10 protein-coding genes and 1 pseudogene are annotated in these 14840 nt (G+C 66.5%); 8 read left to right on the forward strand and 3 right to left on the reverse strand.

The window, feature by feature from the left end; all coding sequences use genetic code 11:
* The first annotated feature begins 106 nt into the window (after positions 1 to 106).
* From ITX31_RS06275 to ITX31_RS06290, 4 genes are all read left to right on the forward strand, one after another.
* Entirely contained in the window at positions 107 to 1489 is a 1383-nt protein-coding gene (locus tag ITX31_RS06275) for a macrolide 2'-phosphotransferase (RefSeq protein ID WP_323745601.1), read from the forward strand.
* 158 nt (positions 1490 to 1647) lie between these two features.
* Positions 1648 to 2028: a GntR family transcriptional regulator gene (locus ITX31_RS06280; protein ID WP_194782619.1), complete on the forward strand. Its 381-nt coding sequence runs from the start codon at positions 1648 to 1650 to the stop codon at positions 2026 to 2028.
* Positions 2025 to 2951 carry an ABC transporter ATP-binding protein gene (locus ITX31_RS06285; protein WP_194782620.1) on the forward strand — a complete coding sequence of 309 codons (927 nt, stop codon included), beginning with the start codon at positions 2025 to 2027 and terminating at the stop codon, positions 2949 to 2951. Before ITX31_RS06280 ends, ITX31_RS06285 begins: the two co-directional genes overlap by 4 nt.
* On the forward strand, positions 2948 to 3640 hold the full coding sequence (locus tag ITX31_RS06290) for a hypothetical protein (RefSeq protein WP_194782621.1): 693 nt from the start codon (positions 2948 to 2950) through the stop codon (positions 3638 to 3640). Before ITX31_RS06285 ends, ITX31_RS06290 begins: the two co-directional genes overlap by 4 nt.
* 62 nt (positions 3641 to 3702) lie before the next feature.
* Here ITX31_RS06290 and ITX31_RS06295 read toward each other — a convergent pair whose 3' ends face one another.
* From ITX31_RS06295 to ITX31_RS06305, 3 genes are read right to left on the reverse strand one after another with little or no spacing between them, the layout of a single operon-like run.
* Positions 3703 to 7176: an ATP-dependent helicase gene (locus ITX31_RS06295; RefSeq protein WP_194782622.1), complete on the reverse strand. Its 3474-nt coding sequence runs from the start codon at positions 7174 to 7176 to the stop codon at positions 3703 to 3705.
* Positions 7173 to 10445 (reverse strand): ATP-dependent helicase, encoded by a 3273-nt coding sequence (locus ITX31_RS06300; protein ID WP_194782623.1) that lies wholly within the window; start codon positions 10443 to 10445, stop codon positions 7173 to 7175. The genes ITX31_RS06295 and ITX31_RS06300 overlap by 4 nt, the downstream gene beginning before the upstream one ends.
* Positions 10442 to 10861 carry an MGMT family protein gene (locus tag ITX31_RS06305; protein ID WP_194782624.1) on the reverse strand — a complete coding sequence of 140 codons (420 nt, stop codon included), beginning with the start codon at positions 10859 to 10861 and terminating at the stop codon, positions 10442 to 10444. The genes ITX31_RS06300 and ITX31_RS06305 overlap by 4 nt, the downstream gene beginning before the upstream one ends.
* Positions 10862 to 10931: 70 nt before the next feature.
* On the opposite strand from ITX31_RS06305, the gene ITX31_RS06310 reads away from it, so the two are divergent.
* From ITX31_RS06310 to ITX31_RS06325, 4 genes and pseudogenes are all read left to right on the forward strand, one after another.
* Positions 10932 to 11744, forward strand: a complete 813-nt coding sequence (locus ITX31_RS06310; RefSeq protein ID WP_194782625.1) for a 3'-5' exonuclease — start codon at positions 10932 to 10934, stop codon at positions 11742 to 11744.
* 241 nt (positions 11745 to 11985) lie between these two features.
* The gene (locus ITX31_RS06315; RefSeq protein ID WP_194782626.1) at positions 11986 to 12966 is read left to right on the forward strand and encodes a methionine ABC transporter ATP-binding protein; all 981 of its coding nucleotides are present in this window, start codon (positions 11986 to 11988) and stop codon (positions 12964 to 12966) included.
* Positions 12963 to 13640 (forward strand): annotated as a pseudogene (locus ITX31_RS06320) (methionine ABC transporter permease); the annotation flags it as partial. The gene ITX31_RS06315 and the pseudogene ITX31_RS06320, both read left to right, overlap by 4 nt.
* A 248-nt stretch (positions 13641 to 13888) precedes the next feature.
* Positions 13889 to 14728: a MetQ/NlpA family ABC transporter substrate-binding protein gene (locus tag ITX31_RS06325; RefSeq protein WP_194782628.1), complete on the forward strand. Its 840-nt coding sequence runs from the start codon at positions 13889 to 13891 to the stop codon at positions 14726 to 14728.
* Positions 14729 to 14840 lie beyond the last annotated feature (112 nt).

Raw genomic sequence — 14840 nt, forward strand, 5'->3', positions numbered from 1 at the left:
CCGGCGGTGGATACCGGAACCGCCCGCCTGAGTTTTTCCTCACGCTCTTCCGACTCGCCGGGTGCCTATGGGTGACTCCCAACTCATTGCCCCTACGGTTGAAGGTGTGAAACGCACACCCATGGAATTGGCAGCCCTGGCCAGCGCCGCCGTACCGGCGCTGGCGCTTACCGGCGTGGCCGGTTCGCCCGACGACGCGGCGGATTTCGATTCCGCGCTCCTGGTGGACGACGCCGGCAAGCAGTGGCGGGTGCGTTCACCCAAGCATGTGGAAGCCAGCATGCGCCTGGAGACCGAGCTGCTTGTGCTGCGCGCCTTCGTACCTGGCGTGCGGGCCGAACTGCCCTTCGCCCTCCCCTACGTTGCGGGCACCGTCCGCCAGGGCCAGCTGTGCACTTTCGTGTATTCGCACCTGCCGGGCTCTACCCGGGACATAGACGAACTTGCCGGCGGCGGCGCCGAACTGGCTGCTGACATTGGCCGCACCATGGCTGCAATCCATGCCCTGCCGCAGTCCCTGGTGAACAACGCGGACCTGCCCAGCTACACCGCCAACGAGTTCCGGCAGCGCAAGCTCAATGAACTGGACCAGGCGGCAACGACGGGCAAGATCCCGGCCAGCCTGCTTCGCCGCTGGGAGCATGCCCTGGAAGACGTGGCCCTGTGGCGCTTCAGCCCCACCGTGGTTCACGGAGACCTGCACGAGGACAACCTGCTGGTCTCGGGAGGACGGGTCAGCGCGGTGAACGGCTGGACCGACCTTCGGATCGGCGATCCTGCCGATGATTTCGCATGGCTGGTCGCAGCGAACAACTCAGATTTCACGGACACCGTCCACAACGCGTACGTCGAGGCCAGGCCCGACGCCGTCGATCCGCACCTGATCCGGAGGGCTGCCCTGTCCGCGGAGTTCGCGCTGGCCCAGTGGCTGGTGCGTGGCATCGCCGCCGAGAACCAGTCCATGATCGAAGAAGCCGAGGAGATGCTGGCCACCCTGGAGGCGGACATCCTCGACCAGGAGGCGGCTGAGGCGGAGGCTGCAGCCCTTTCCGCGGCACCTTCGGCCGCCCCGGCCCCCAGCCCGGCTGCAGGTTCAACGGCCGCCGTTCCGGGCCCGGCCGGCGTCTCAGGCCCGTCAGGCCCAGGCAGCGGTGGAAGCGGGAAAGTAAGCGTTGCTCCCATCCCGGAGCCGGAACCGAAAGAGGCTGAAGCTCCGGCCCAGGACCCGCTCGATTCCGCGGTGTCGGCCAAGGACACCGGCAGCGCCGAAGCAGGCGACCAGAGGGATGCCGCTGGTCCGCCATCTTCCGGCACCGGCAGTGACGCTGCGGACACGGAACCGGCTACTTCGGCGATTCCGCTGGTCATCCCCGGCACACCCACCGACGCGGAAGCGGACCGCAAGCAGGTCAGCTCAGTGACCGCAGACGCCAAGGACGCCAAGGACGCCAAGGACGCCAAGGACGCCAAGGACGCCAAGACACACTAGCAGCGTAGAGCGGGCTCCCGCTCCTCTCCGCGAAAAACCCGGCTGCCAGTGCAGGCGGGTTTTTTCATGCGCGGGAACTGACAGAGAAATGCTTGACCGCCCCCACGTTATGTGGTTAGTTAGTCAAGTAATGAACCAGCGAAGGTGAGCAGGATTCAGTGATCGATGACAGCAAGCCGATCTTCCAGCAGATCGCCGAACGTATCGAAGGGGACATCCTCGACGGCGTCCTACCCGAGGAGGGACAGGTGCCCTCGACCAATGAGTTCGCGGCGTTCTACCGGATCAATCCGGCGACGGCTGCCAAGGGTGTGAACCTGCTGGTTGATGAAGGACTGCTCTACAAGCGCCGCGGCATCGGAATGTTCGTAGCGCCAGGAGCCCGGGAGTCTGTCCTGGCCAAGCGGCAGGAACAGTTCTACCGCCAGTACGTCCAGCCCCTCCACCGCGAGGCCCGGAAACTCGGGATCGGCATGGAGGAGCTCACCACCCTTATCCAACGCAGTGCCGCTGAACACGAAGGGACCCCGGCACCATGAACGTCATAGAAACCCGCGGGCTAACACGCCGCTATAAGGACCAGCTGGCGCTTGACGACGTCAATCTCGACATCGCGCCAAACCGCATTTACGGACTACTGGGCCGCAACGGGGCGGGGAAGACCACCCTGATGTCCATCCTCACCGCCCAGGGATTCGCCAGTTCCGGGAAGGTGCGGGTGTTCGGCGGAAATCCGTTCGAGAACGAGCACATCCTCTCCCGGCTGTGCTTCGTGCGGGAGTCGCAGAAATACCCCGACGACTTCACGATCCGCAACGCCCTCGACGCGGCCTCCCTCTTCTTCCCGAACTGGGACGCCGGCTTGGCGCAAACGCTGCTGGAAGACTTCCAGCTCCCCCAGCCGAAAAAGCACCGGATCAAGAAGCTCTCCCGCGGACAGCTGTCCGCCGTAGGCGTGATCATTGGACTGGCCTCGCGGGCCGAACTGACGTTCTTCGATGAACCGTACCTGGGACTCGACGCCGTCGCGCGGCAGCTCTTCTACGATCGTCTCCTCACCGACTTCGCGGACCATCCCCGCACGATCATCCTCTCCTCCCACCTGATCGATGAGGTGGCGAACCTCCTGGAGCACGTCATCGTCATTGACCGCGGCCGCATCGTGATGGACGACGAGGTGGACGCGATCACGGGTTCCGCCTTCGCGGTAGCCGGCAAATCGGCCACGGTCGAGGAGTTCGTTGCCGGACGTCCCGTCCTGCACCGGGAGGGACTTGGGGCACTGGCCTCGGTCACAGTTGACGCACCGCTGTCTGCCGGTGACAGGGCGAGGGCACAGTCCCTGGGACTGGAACTTGCTCCGGTCTCGCTGCAGCAGCTCATCATCCGCCGCACGCTCAAAGCCAACGAACACTACGGCTCCCCCGCCGCGGCGGACACGAGCGTGGAGGTGGCACGATGAACCGCGCCTGGGCCGTTGCCCGCATGCAGATGGTGAACAAATGGATCTATCTCGGCGTCCCGGCGATTGTGCTCGTGGCCTCCACCGGGCTGGCCCTGGCCATCCTGGCCGTCATTCCGAATGACGACGGCGCCACCCGGCTCGCTTTCTCCGGCCAGGCGCTGATGTGGTACTTTCTCGCCATCGGAGTGCAGTCGATGATGCTGGCTTTCCCGTTCTCACAGGCAATGAGCGTGAGCCGCCGTTCGTTTTACCTGGGGACGCTGGGGTTGTACTCCGCACTGTCGATGGCCGTGGGCGTCATTTACTGGCTGCTGGGCCTGGCGGAGCAGGCTACCAACGGCTGGGGTGTGGACGGGCATATCTTCGCCCTCCCCTGGATCGCTGAATCGCCCTGGTACGCGCAGATCCTGCTCTACTTCGCCCTCACAATCCTGCTGTTCATGTTCGGGTTCTGGTTCGCTACCGTGTACCAGCGCTGGCGGGTTCTTGGCCTGGTAGCGTCCCTGACGGCCTTCGGTCTTCTCATTCTCGGCGGAGTGGCTGCGGCCACGTGGACGGATTCCTGGCCGGCCGTGGGCGCCTGGTTCGTCCAGCTCACGCCGCTCGCCCTCACCGGATGGCTGCTTCTCGCCGGGGTTGTCCTGGCAGCGGGCTCCTATGGAACACTCCGCCGGGCCACTCCCTAGGCACGTTTCCGACAACACATTTCAGTGCCGCCGTCTTTGCCGGACGGCGGCACTGAAATGTATCAGGCTGGTCCCTGCCCGGCGGAGTCGATGATGATCTTCTCAAGCTCGGCTTCCCCCAGCAGGTTGTGGGGGCGGATGACCTTATCCGCGGAGACGTAGTAGAACGCTGCCCGCACCTGATCCAGGGGAACGCCCTTCAGCCTGGACCAGGCCAGCCGGTAGACCGCCAGCTGCACGGAGCGGACCGCGAGCTTCTCCCGGGAAGGCGGAGCGCCGGTCTTCCAGTCGATGAGGTCCCAGCCGCCGTCCTCGTCCTGGAAGACGGCGTCGATCCGTCCCCGGACCACCACTGAATTCACCCGCGTTTCGACGGGAACTTCAATATAGGCCGGGGTCCGGGACGCCCATTCGGATGCCTCGAAGGTGGCGACCATGTCTTCGAGCTGGTATGCCTCGTCAACGTAGGCATCGGCTGTGCCCGGATACTCGTCGATGTCGAGCATGCCGCTGCGGCCGAAGTACTTCTCGATCCAGGCGTGGAACGCGGTTCCCTTCCGTGCCGCCATTCCAGGTTCACGCGGTACCGGACGTCGCAGCTGCCGTGTGACGGCTTCGGGGTCATCCTGCAGGTCCACCAGCATCGAGGCCGATATATGGGCGGGAAGTTCAACGTCCATGACCTCTTCCGGAGCATGGTGCCGGGCCAGGACAAGCTCAACGTCCCTTCCCCAGCGCCGGGGTTCGAAGACGCTGTCAGCTTCTTCAGTTTCGGCACGAGCCCGTTCTTCGGCAGGGGCGCCATCCGGTTCGAGAGCCGTCTGCGCAGGGGCCTCAGCTGCTGCGAGGACCGCCGCGGCAGCCGCTTCCATCGCTGTCCGCCGCTGGGCCGGCAGCGGGTCCTTGGGCCAGCTTGCGCGTTCCGCAACTGCGTTCGCGGGGTTTTCATCCCCCTGGTCTTCAGGCTCGAGCCAGGAAAGCAGATGGAATCCGGGGGCGCCGGACTTGCCCAGCTCGTACAGTTCAAGCTGGTAGCGCGACGCCTCGGTGGGTTTGCTCCGCCCGCCGCCCCAGGCACTTGAGGTGCAGAAAAGAATGTCTTTCGCCCGGGTGAACGCCACGTAGGCGAGGCGCCGCTCCTCACGCTCCGCATGGGCGCGGGCATCGTCCGCGAAGAGCTTCTCTGCGTCCAGCCACGACTTTTGGTCCGGCTGTTCCCAGTCCCACTGCGGCAGGTCCGGACCGTCACCGCGCAGGTTCCAGGGAACAGCAGCGTTGCCGCTGCTCCAGCGTGAGTCCTTGTCATTCGGGAACTGGCCTTCCGAAAGGCCCGGCACAGCAACCACATCCCATTCCAGGCCCTTGGAGGCATGGACGGTCAGCAGCTGTACAGCTTCGCGCGAGGTTTCCAGCGCGGTGACGGGGAGTCCGTTCTCTTCTTCGTCCGCAACTTCCAGCCAGGCCAGGAACGCCGCAAGGTCCACGCGGTCTGCCGAGGCGCTGAACGTCGCCGCGGCGTCAATGAACGCGTCGAGGTTCCGCCGGGATTCGTGAATCGTGATGCCTGGTTTGGCCGCAACCTCGATGTCCAGGAGGATGCGCCGCTCCACTTCGCCCATGAGCGTCGTAAGGTCCTCCCCCACGTACGCGCGCAGTTCCCGCAGCTCATCGCGGAGCAGGTTCAGACGGGTGAGTCCTTCCGGAGTAAGCGTGCGGCCGGCACTGGAGGTCCAGCCGGGCTTCGGCAGGTAATCCACCGCCTCGACCAGGCTGCCGGCTTCCGCCAGGTCCGTTTCGACGACGGCGGCACCGCCTTCGTCCGGTCCGTGCACGTCGGCGATCTCCCTGACGTTCATGGCGCGTTCCCGCACCCGGACAAGATGCCTGGACCAGTCGGCCAGTGCCATGAGGTCCGCCGGGCCAATGCGCCAGCGTGCCCCGGCGAGGATGCGGAGCATCGAGTCGGAGCGTCCGGGATCGCTCAGGACGCGCAGCACGGCGAGCAGGTCAACAATCTCCGGAGTCGAGAGCAGTCCGCCCAGGCCCACAATCTGCACGGGGATTCCCAGGTCTTCCAACGCGCGGCGGATGGGATCGAACTGTTTCTTGCCGCGGCACAGTACCGCCACCGTTGGAGGCAGCGTGTTGCCGCGGTTGTCCGTCTCGTGGCTCGGGTGCCGGAACCACGAGTCACGGACGTTTGCGATCCGGGCGGCCAGCGCTTCGGCTTCCCCCACGCTCACCGTTCCGTCCGGAAGAGTCACTGTTTTCTCGCTGAGGTACCGGCCCAGGTATACGTCGCCCAGGGGCGGTTTTGGCTTGGCCTCGAGTTCAGGGACGTCCAGGGGTGTCCTGGCTCCAGGCCAGGGTGCCGGCTTGTTCAGTGGCCCGGAAACGGCGTTGGCGGCCGCCAGGATCGACGTTGAGTTCCGCCACGCCACCGACAGGTTGGCTACCCCGGCCGGGGTCCGGCCGCCGTCGGGCAGCAGCCGCGGAAAGTGCTCCCGAAAGGTCCCCAGCTGCCCCGCCGATGCACCGCGGAAGCCGTAGATTGACTGGTGCGGATCGCCCACGGCCGTGACCGGAGTGCCGTCGCCGAACAGGGTGGAGAACAGCACCATCTGGGCGTGGGAGGTGTCCTGGAACTCGTCCAGGAGCACCACCTTGTACTTGGCGCGCTCCATTTCGGCAGCTTCGGGGATCTCTTCGGCTATCCGGGCGGCCAGTGCCACCAGGTCCCCGAAGTCCAGCTGCCGCCGCTCGGCCTTGGCCCGCTGGTAGGCCTCGACGAGTTCGGTCACTGAAATGCGCGTCTGGAGCTTGCCCACCAGGTCCCGAACGCCTTTGGCAGCCGCCTTCGTCTTGCCGGCCTGGTACGGCAGCGCCAGCACCTGCTCCAGATGGTGCTGGATCTCGGCACGCACCTGGGCAGGGGCCAGGAGGTGTTCGGCGCACTCCGAGGCCATCTGCAGCACCGAATTCACCAGCGTCGACTTCGCCGCGGTGAAGTGTTCGTAATCGCCGGTGTAGGCCTCCACCACCTCGTTCGCCAGCTGCCAGGACTGGGCTCCGCCCAGCATGACCGAGTCGCGTTCGACGCCGATCCGCAGGCCGTAGTCGTTCACGATTCCGTTGGCGTAGGAGTGGTAGGTGGACACGGCTGCTTCAAGCTGGGCGTCTTTGGTTTCCTCGCCCAGTTTCCGTTCCAGCAGCCGCAGCCTGCCGCGGATCCGGCTGGCGAGCTCGCCGGCGGCCTTGCGGGTAAAGGTGACGCCCAGGATCTGCTCCGGCGCCGCCAGTTTGTTGGCCACCAGCCAGACCACACGGTCTGCCATGGTCTTGGTCTTGCCGGACCCGGCTCCCGCCACCACCAGCAGCGGTTCGAGCGGGCCCTCAATGATCTTCTGCTGGGCCTCCGTGGGGTACTGGACCTCGTTCGGCGGACCATCATGGAGCATCTCCGCCAGCTGCCGTGCTGAGAACTGCGGCACGAACCCTGCCCCCGTCTCCACGCTGCTGCTCACGTCCAGCGTCATTCGGTGACCTGCTTTCCTTCGGTGCACAACGGACAGATTTCCGGCAGACGGCAGCCGTGGCCGCCATATCCGCTGCGGGCCGGATCGTGGACGGTATCGAACGTGCTGTTGGACATCAGGGCCGCGGCTTCCTCGATCATGGCCAGGGCGCTCTGATCCTCGGGACCCAGCGGGGGCTGTTCCTGGATCGAGACGCCCTTGGCTGACGTGCCCAGCTGCACCAGCGCTGCTCCGCCGGGGACGGCGGCAACCTCTGCGAGGGCGCCTTGGCGGACTGCTTCCTGATAGGAGGCCAGCTGGGGGTGTCCTTCCAGGTCCGCTTTCCTGGGAGCAGACTTTCCGGTCTTGAGGTCCACGATGTAGGCCCTTCCGGCGGCGTCCTGTTCCAGCCGGTCGATCTGTCCGCGCAGCAGGGCCGTACGGACTTCGCCGCGGACCTCCACCGGAATCGATGCTTCGAAGTCCTTCTCGACGGCGGCCAGGCTCCGCCCGCCCCTGCGCATCTCGATGACGTACTCCGCAAGCTTGCCCACCATGGCCTCAGCCCGCTTGAGGTCCATCTTCCCTTCCCAGGAGTCCTTCATCCCCAGCGACGGCCATCGGCGCCGGAGCTCCTCCGTGTACTCCGTGCCCGTGGCTTCGGGCATCTCCTGCGCAATCGCGTGTACCAGCGTTCCCAGGGAACGGGCAAAATCGGTGGCCTGTTCCCCGCCGACCGCTGAGACGAACCAGCTCAGCGGAGACTTGCTGACGGCGTCGACCTTCGAGGGCGAGACCGGAATTGGGGCATCGGGCGGCAGCACCGGCCCGGTGCTGGAGAGCGGCAGCAGACCCCACCAGGTGCGCGGATGTGCACCCGGAACCGGAACCGGGTGCCGGAGCATGCGCCCGAGGTGCCGTGCCGCTTCGCCGGCGTCCTCCGGGTGGCTCTGCACCTGCTGGGCATGGGCCCGCAGTTCAGCTACCAGGGAGCGGAGGGTCAGCGGCCGCAGGACCTCGGTGCGGGGACGTACGGCCACGCCGTCGGGAAGCGGATCCACCAGGTCCAGGAACTGGGAAGGCTGCTCGTCCTCCGATGCCACCGCCGTGCAGACCAGCACATCCCGGGCACGGGAGAGCGCAGTGGAGAAGCTGCGCAGCTCGTCGTACCTCGTGCCCTGCATCAGCGTCTGTGGACTGCGGGTCCTGCGGTAATCGGCGTCCGGGAACTCGACGGCTGCCACCAGGTCTCCGCTGCCGAGCAGCTCGCCGCGCAGCCGGAGGTTGGGCCAGACTCCTTCCTGGATACCGGCGACGATCACCACCGGCCATTCCCGGCCGGCGGCGCTGGCCGGGGTGAGGAGTTCGACGGCGTCGCGCTGCTGCGCCCGTGCCGCCAGGGTGTCCATGGGCAGCTCTGAGCTGGTCAGGTAGTCCAGGAACTGCTCAGGCGTGGAGCCCGGCAACTGGTCAACATAGCGTTCAGCAGTCTGGAACAGCGCCATGATCGCATCCAGGTCCCTGTCGGCCCGGAGCCCTGCAGATCCTCCGGACAGCGCGGCCTCGGCCCACTTCTTGGACCAGCCGGACGTTGACCACAGGGCCCACAGCACGGTCTCAGCAGTGGCCCCCGGCTGCTCCGCAGCCTGCCCTCCGGCACGCAGCATTGCGGCCAGCCGTTTCGCCGAGCCGGCTTCCCAGCCCAGTCCGGCGAGCGCCAGCCCGGCATCGGAGAGCGGGTCCACCAGTGCTTCCACCAGCAGGGCATCGGAGCTGCGCCCGCCCCCGGCGCGGAGCTCTTCCCGGCGCAGTGCCTGCCGCAGCCTCCGAAGATCCAGCGAGCCTGCGCCGCCAATCCGCGAGGTCAGCAGGGAGACAGCGAGCTCGGGCGTGAGGAGTTCGGGGTTGAGCACCACGGCGAAGGCGTCCAGAAGGGGCCGCACCGCGGCCTCGTCCCGGACAGCCTTTTCCGCCACCGGCACCCGTACCTCGATGCCTTGGCTGATCAGGTAGCGCTGGATCCGGGCCAGCTGCCCGCCGGTCCGGACGATCACGGCGATGTCCTCCAGGCGGCGGCCGCGCAGCAGCTGCTCTTCGAGGATCCGCTGCGCCACGTAGCGCTGTTCGTGCATGGGCGAGTCCACCACGTGGGCCGTCGCTGACGCCGTCCGGGAGGATGCGTTCCCAGCCGGTTCGTTACTGGCTCCGGCTCCCGGGGAATCTTCGCCGCTGTCCGTGCGGCCTGCCGCAGTGCGCGCCGGGCCAAGGCCGGGAACCACGGAGATACGGGAGGCGGTCCGGTGCCAGGCTGCGGCGACGGCTCCGGACATCCGGTGCTGCGTACTGAGCACCGCAGTTTCCAGTTCCGTGCCAAGCTCCTGCCCAAGAGTGCCGAGCAGATCGGGACGGGCCCCGCGGAAGCCCTGGACGACCGTGTCCGGGCTGGCGGTGACCACGGCGTCGCGGTCCCGGGCCAGTACGCCAAGCAGGCGGTGGATGGCTCCGTTGGCTTCCTGCAGGTCGTCAACGAGGATCAGCTGGAGCCGGCTGTGCTCGGCGGACAGAAACTCCGGTTCGGAGAGAAGGATGTCCGTTGCGGTGGTGATGATGCCCGCCGGGTCGAAAGCTTCGGGCATGCGCAGGTCCAGGACGTCCCGGTATTCACCGAACAGTGACGCGGCGGCAGCCCAGTCCTGCCTGCCGTAGCGGCGGCCCAGTTCCTGCAGGTCCTCAGGGGCCAGCCCAAGTTCGATCACGCGGTCGAAGAGCTGGCGGATTTCCTGCCGGAAGCCGCGGGTTCCCAGCGCCAGCGAAAGGGATTCGGGCCAGGGCAGCTGCGGCACCCCGTTCTGCCCATGGCCTGCCAGCAGTTCCTTGATGATGACGTCCTGCTCGGCGCCGGAGAGCAGCTTGGGTGCGCGGGTGACGTGCGGCAGCAGGCCCTCCGCCTTGGCCCGGCGGATGACGTCGAAAGCGTAGGAGGCCCAGGTGCGGGCCGGTGCGGCACTGATGGTGCGCTCAAGACGGGCAGAGAGCGCGTCGCGCAGCGCTGCCGCCGCGAGGCGGGACGGCGCCAGCAGCAGCACCCCGGCCGGATCCAGTCCGCCGCGCTCAATCCGCTGTACTGCGGTTTCGACCAGCACAGTGGACTTTCCGGTGCCGGGGGCTCCCAGGACCAGCAGCGGTCCGCCCCCGGCGGGGCGCTCGACGGCGGCGCGCTGGTCCTCGCTCAGGTGCGGTGCGGGAAGGCCGGCCGCCGCGGGCGGTACCAGCCGCAGGTTGATGCTCATACCTCCACTTCACCATGCCCCGGTGACATTGCCCCGCCCGGCTCCTCACCGCCGGCGCCGGCCAGCGCTTCCCGGAGCGCATCGAGAGCCTCCCAGCCGGCGTCGTCGGGCTGCCAGCGCGCCTCGCGGATGCTCACGCGGTAGCCGGTTCCGTCCGGCTCCACTTGTCCTTTCAGCGGCGTCCCTTCCTCGCGGTAGTGCGTCCAGGCACGGTTCCCGTGGCAGGCCGGCGGCTGCCCGGATGAGCGGATGACGCGCCACCAGGGAACCGAATCTCCTGACTGTGCCAGCACGGAACCGACCTGCCGGGGGCCTCCAGCGCCAAGCAGCTCCGCGATGTCTCCGTAGGCCAGCACCCGTCCCGGCGGAATGAGCGCTGCGACAGCCAGCACCGCCTCCGTATAGTCCTCCCGCATGCCTCCAGCTTAGCGACGCCCGGCGCGCTGATTCGGGGTTATGTCAGTGCCCGCCGGTAGGTTTGATTACATGTTGAGCTGGCATGAACTCCCCCGGGCATCCTTCGACCTGGAAACCACGGGACGGGACCCACAGCTGGCGCGGATCGTCACCGCATCGATCATCCTGGTGGACGGCTCCGGGAACGTCCTCACACACCATGAGTGGCTGGTGGACCCCGGAGTAGAGATTCCGGCCGAGGCCGCCGCCATCCACGGCATCAGCACTGACAAGGCCCGAAGCGAAGGCCTGAGGGCTGCCGACGCGGTCCATGAGATCAGCACCGTCCTCGCGGACACGTTCGCTGCCGGGATTCCCGTTCTTGCGTTCAACGCCGCCTACGACTTCACTGTCCTGGCCCGCGAAGCGGAGCGGCACGGACGCGCTTCCCCGGTACCCTTCCCCGTGATCGACCCCTACATCCTGGACAAGCAGGCGGACCGTTTCCGCCGCGGCAAGCGGACATTGACAGCCATGGCTGAACACTATTCCGTGGCCTTCGAAAACGCACACACGTCTGCTGCAGACGTCATGGCGACCCTGGCCGTGGGAGCGGCGGTTGCAAACTCGTATCCGCTCATGGCCCAGGACGCCGGAACCATGCATGCTCTGCAGGTCCAGTGGGCTGCGGAACAGGCGGCCAGTTTCCAGGCCTACCTGCGCCGTCGTGATCCGGAGGCTGTCATTGACGGTTCCTGGCCGCTGAAGCCCGCACCGCTGGGTTCTCCGGCTCCGCTCGCAGTCCCGGACGCACTGCGGATCGAGGCCGTCCCTGCCGCGGCCGTGCCGGTCCTGACAGAGGAGGCCGGCGGCCAGCTGGTGCTGGAACTGGCTCCGCGCTAGTACAGCCGGGTTCGCGCTGGACCGAAGACCGCGCGGATTTCAGCCAGCGGGCATCGCCCGCGTAACATTGACCTATTCACGACAGTGTCAGGCGCTGATGGCGCCCGGGCGCGGTATCACGCGCCCCGTGTCACGCGATTGGCAGGCACTTCCCGCACAGCCGGGCCATTGGCGTCCCTTCTCCCGGACTGTTTCCTGCATGCATACAGCACCATCAACGTTGAGCAGACATTGAGGATGAATGATCACAGTTACTGACCTGCGCAAGGTCTACCGCCAGGGCTCCCGCGATGTAGTGGCCCTGGACGGCGTCAGCATGAGCGTCCCCAAGGGCTCGATTCACGGCATCATTGGCCACTCCGGTGCCGGCAAGTCCACACTGGTCCGCTGCCTGACGCTGCTTGACCGCCCGACGTCGGGAACCGTCACCATCGACGGCCGGGAACTGACCAACGTCAAGGACTCCGAAATCCGCCTGGCACGCCGCCGCATCGGCATGGTGTTCCAGCACGCCAACCTGATGGACTCGCGCACCGCGGCGGCCAACATCGCCCATCCACTGGAGCTCGTTGGCGCCTCCAAGCGGGAAATCGAGCAGCGCGTGACCGAGCTGCTGGCACTGGTGGGACTGCAGGACTTTGCCGGCGCCTACCCGGCCCAGCTCTCCGGTGGGCAGAAGCAGCGGGTCGGCATCGCCCGCGCCCTGGCCGCCCATCCGGACGTCCTGCTCTGCGACGAGCCGACCTCGGCCCTGGATCCCCGGACGACGGATGAGATCCTGGACCTGATTTCGGAGCTGACCAACCGCCTGGAACTCACCGTCCTGATCATCACGCACGAGATGAATGTGGTGAAGCGGATCTGTGACTCGGTGTCGCTGCTCGAAGCCGGACGGGTGGTGGAACACGGGCCGCTGCAGGAAGTCGCCTCACACCTGGGCGGACGGCTGGCCAAGGCCCTCATCCCCCTGCCTTCCACTCCCCCGGTGCCCGGTGGCCCCGTGGTGGAACTGCTGATGGTCGGAGAGCACGCAACCGAGCCGGTGCTCTCCGGACTCACCCGGCGCTTCGACACGGACGTCAATGTCCTGGCCGGCAGCGTCGAAACCCTCTCGGGGCAGCGATTCGGAAGGCTTCGCGTACAGCTTGATGAACGGATCGACATGGCTGCAGTCCGGACCTACCTGGCAGGCCAGGGCGTATCAGTGGAGGTGGCGGCATGAACCTGTTCGAAGAGCTGGCCAACAATCCCGGCATCACGAAGGCCCTGCCCGAAGCGATCACCGACACCCTGCTCATGGTGGGGGTCTCCGGTTTCTTTACCGTGCTGATCGGCCTGCCGCTGGGCATCTTCCTGCACACCTCCGCTCCCGGCGGGCTGCGGCCCATGCCGGTGACCAACCGGATCCTCTCCGACATCATCGTCAACATCACCCGGTCCATTCCGTTCGCGATCCTGATGGTGATCCTGATCCCCTTCTCCCGGATCGTCACGGGATCCTCGATTGGCCCGCTGGCTGCCTGTGTTCCGCTGAGCATCGGCACCATACCGTTCTTTGCCCGGCTGGTTGAAACGTCACTGCGTGACGTGGCCGGCGGGAAGATCGACGCCGCCCTGGTCATGGGTTCCACCCGTATGCAGGTGATCCGCAAGGTCCTGATGCCCGAGGCGCTGCCGGGACTCGTCGCTGCCCTCACCACCACCCTGGTGACCCTGGTGGGCTACTCCGCCATGGCGGGTATTATCGGCGGCGGCGGACTGGGCCGGCTGGCGTACAACTACGGCGTACAGCGGTTCGACACGGCCGTCATGGTCGTCACGATCGTGATCATCGTGGCAATCGTCCAGATCATCCAGCTGGCCGGAGACTTCGCTGCCCGCCGCGTGGACCACCGGTCCGCAGCGGGTGCCGGCCGCCGCCGTCGTCGTTCGTCCCGCAGTGCCGTGACAGCCGCTACTGCCATGCCGGCCAGCGGTGCTGACGCCGCCCGGGGAACCGGGGACGAGCGAACCCGGGTCTAGGCCGGCAGCTAAGTTTTCCGTCCGCGCTCATCGCCCGGACGGGACCTGCAGCCAGTAGCCGCTAGCTGCACAACAGCCTGCCTGTGAGTCACTGGCAGGACTTTCGAAAGGAAACGCATCCGATGCGGAAAGCATTTTCACTCGTGGCCACCGGCGTGGCCGCGGCTCTGGCGCTGACGGCTTGCGGGGGTTCCGAATCCTCCTCCAGCGCTGTTGAGAGCCTCGATCCCGCCAACCCGGTCACCCTGACTGTCGGCGCCAGCCCGCAGCCGCACGCCGTCATCCTGGAATACGTGGCGGACAACCTGGCGGCCGATGCCGGACTGGACCTCGAAGTAGTTCCCTTTGATGACTATGTGACGCCGAACATTGCGCTGGACGACGGCTCAATCGACGCCAACTACTTCCAGCACCTTTCCTACCTTGAGGCCCAGATCGCTGACCAGGGCTACGACTTCGAGCACGGCGAAGGCATCCACATTGAGCCCTACGCCGTGTTCAGTGAAAAGCATGAGGATATGGCCGACGTCGAAGACGGCGCCCGGGTTGCCATCACCAACGACCCGTCCAACCAGGCCCGGGCATTGGCCCTGCTTGAGGACGCCGGCCTCCTGAAGGACGTTCCGGAAGACGCCTCGGTCATCTCCCTGACCGATGAGCAGAACCCGATGAAGCTGGACTTCGTGGAGAACCAGGCTGAGCTGCTGGTGAACGACCTCTCCGACCCCACCGTGGACCTGGCCATCATCAACGGCAACTACATCCTTGATGCCGGGCTGAACACTGATGACGCCCTGCTGGTGGAGTCCCTGGACAACAACCCGTACGCCAACCTGCTTGCCTGGAAGACCGGCAGCAAGGACGCACGGATCGACAAGCTCGAAGAGCTGCTGCATTCCCCGGAGGTCAAGGCCTTCATCGAAGAGCAGTGGCCGAACGGTGACGTGACTCCGGCCTTCTAGCCCGGCCCCTCCTCATCGAGATGACAGAAACTGCCCGTATCCGTCCCGGATACGGGCAGTTTCTGTAATCTCGGGAGTTCAAACTGACGGCAGCGGAGCTAGCATGATGTCC

The organism is Arthrobacter gandavensis (assembly GCF_015355785.1).
In the GTDB taxonomy this organism is placed as follows: Bacteria; Actinomycetota; Actinomycetes; order Actinomycetales; family Micrococcaceae; genus Arthrobacter_B; species Arthrobacter_B gandavensis_A.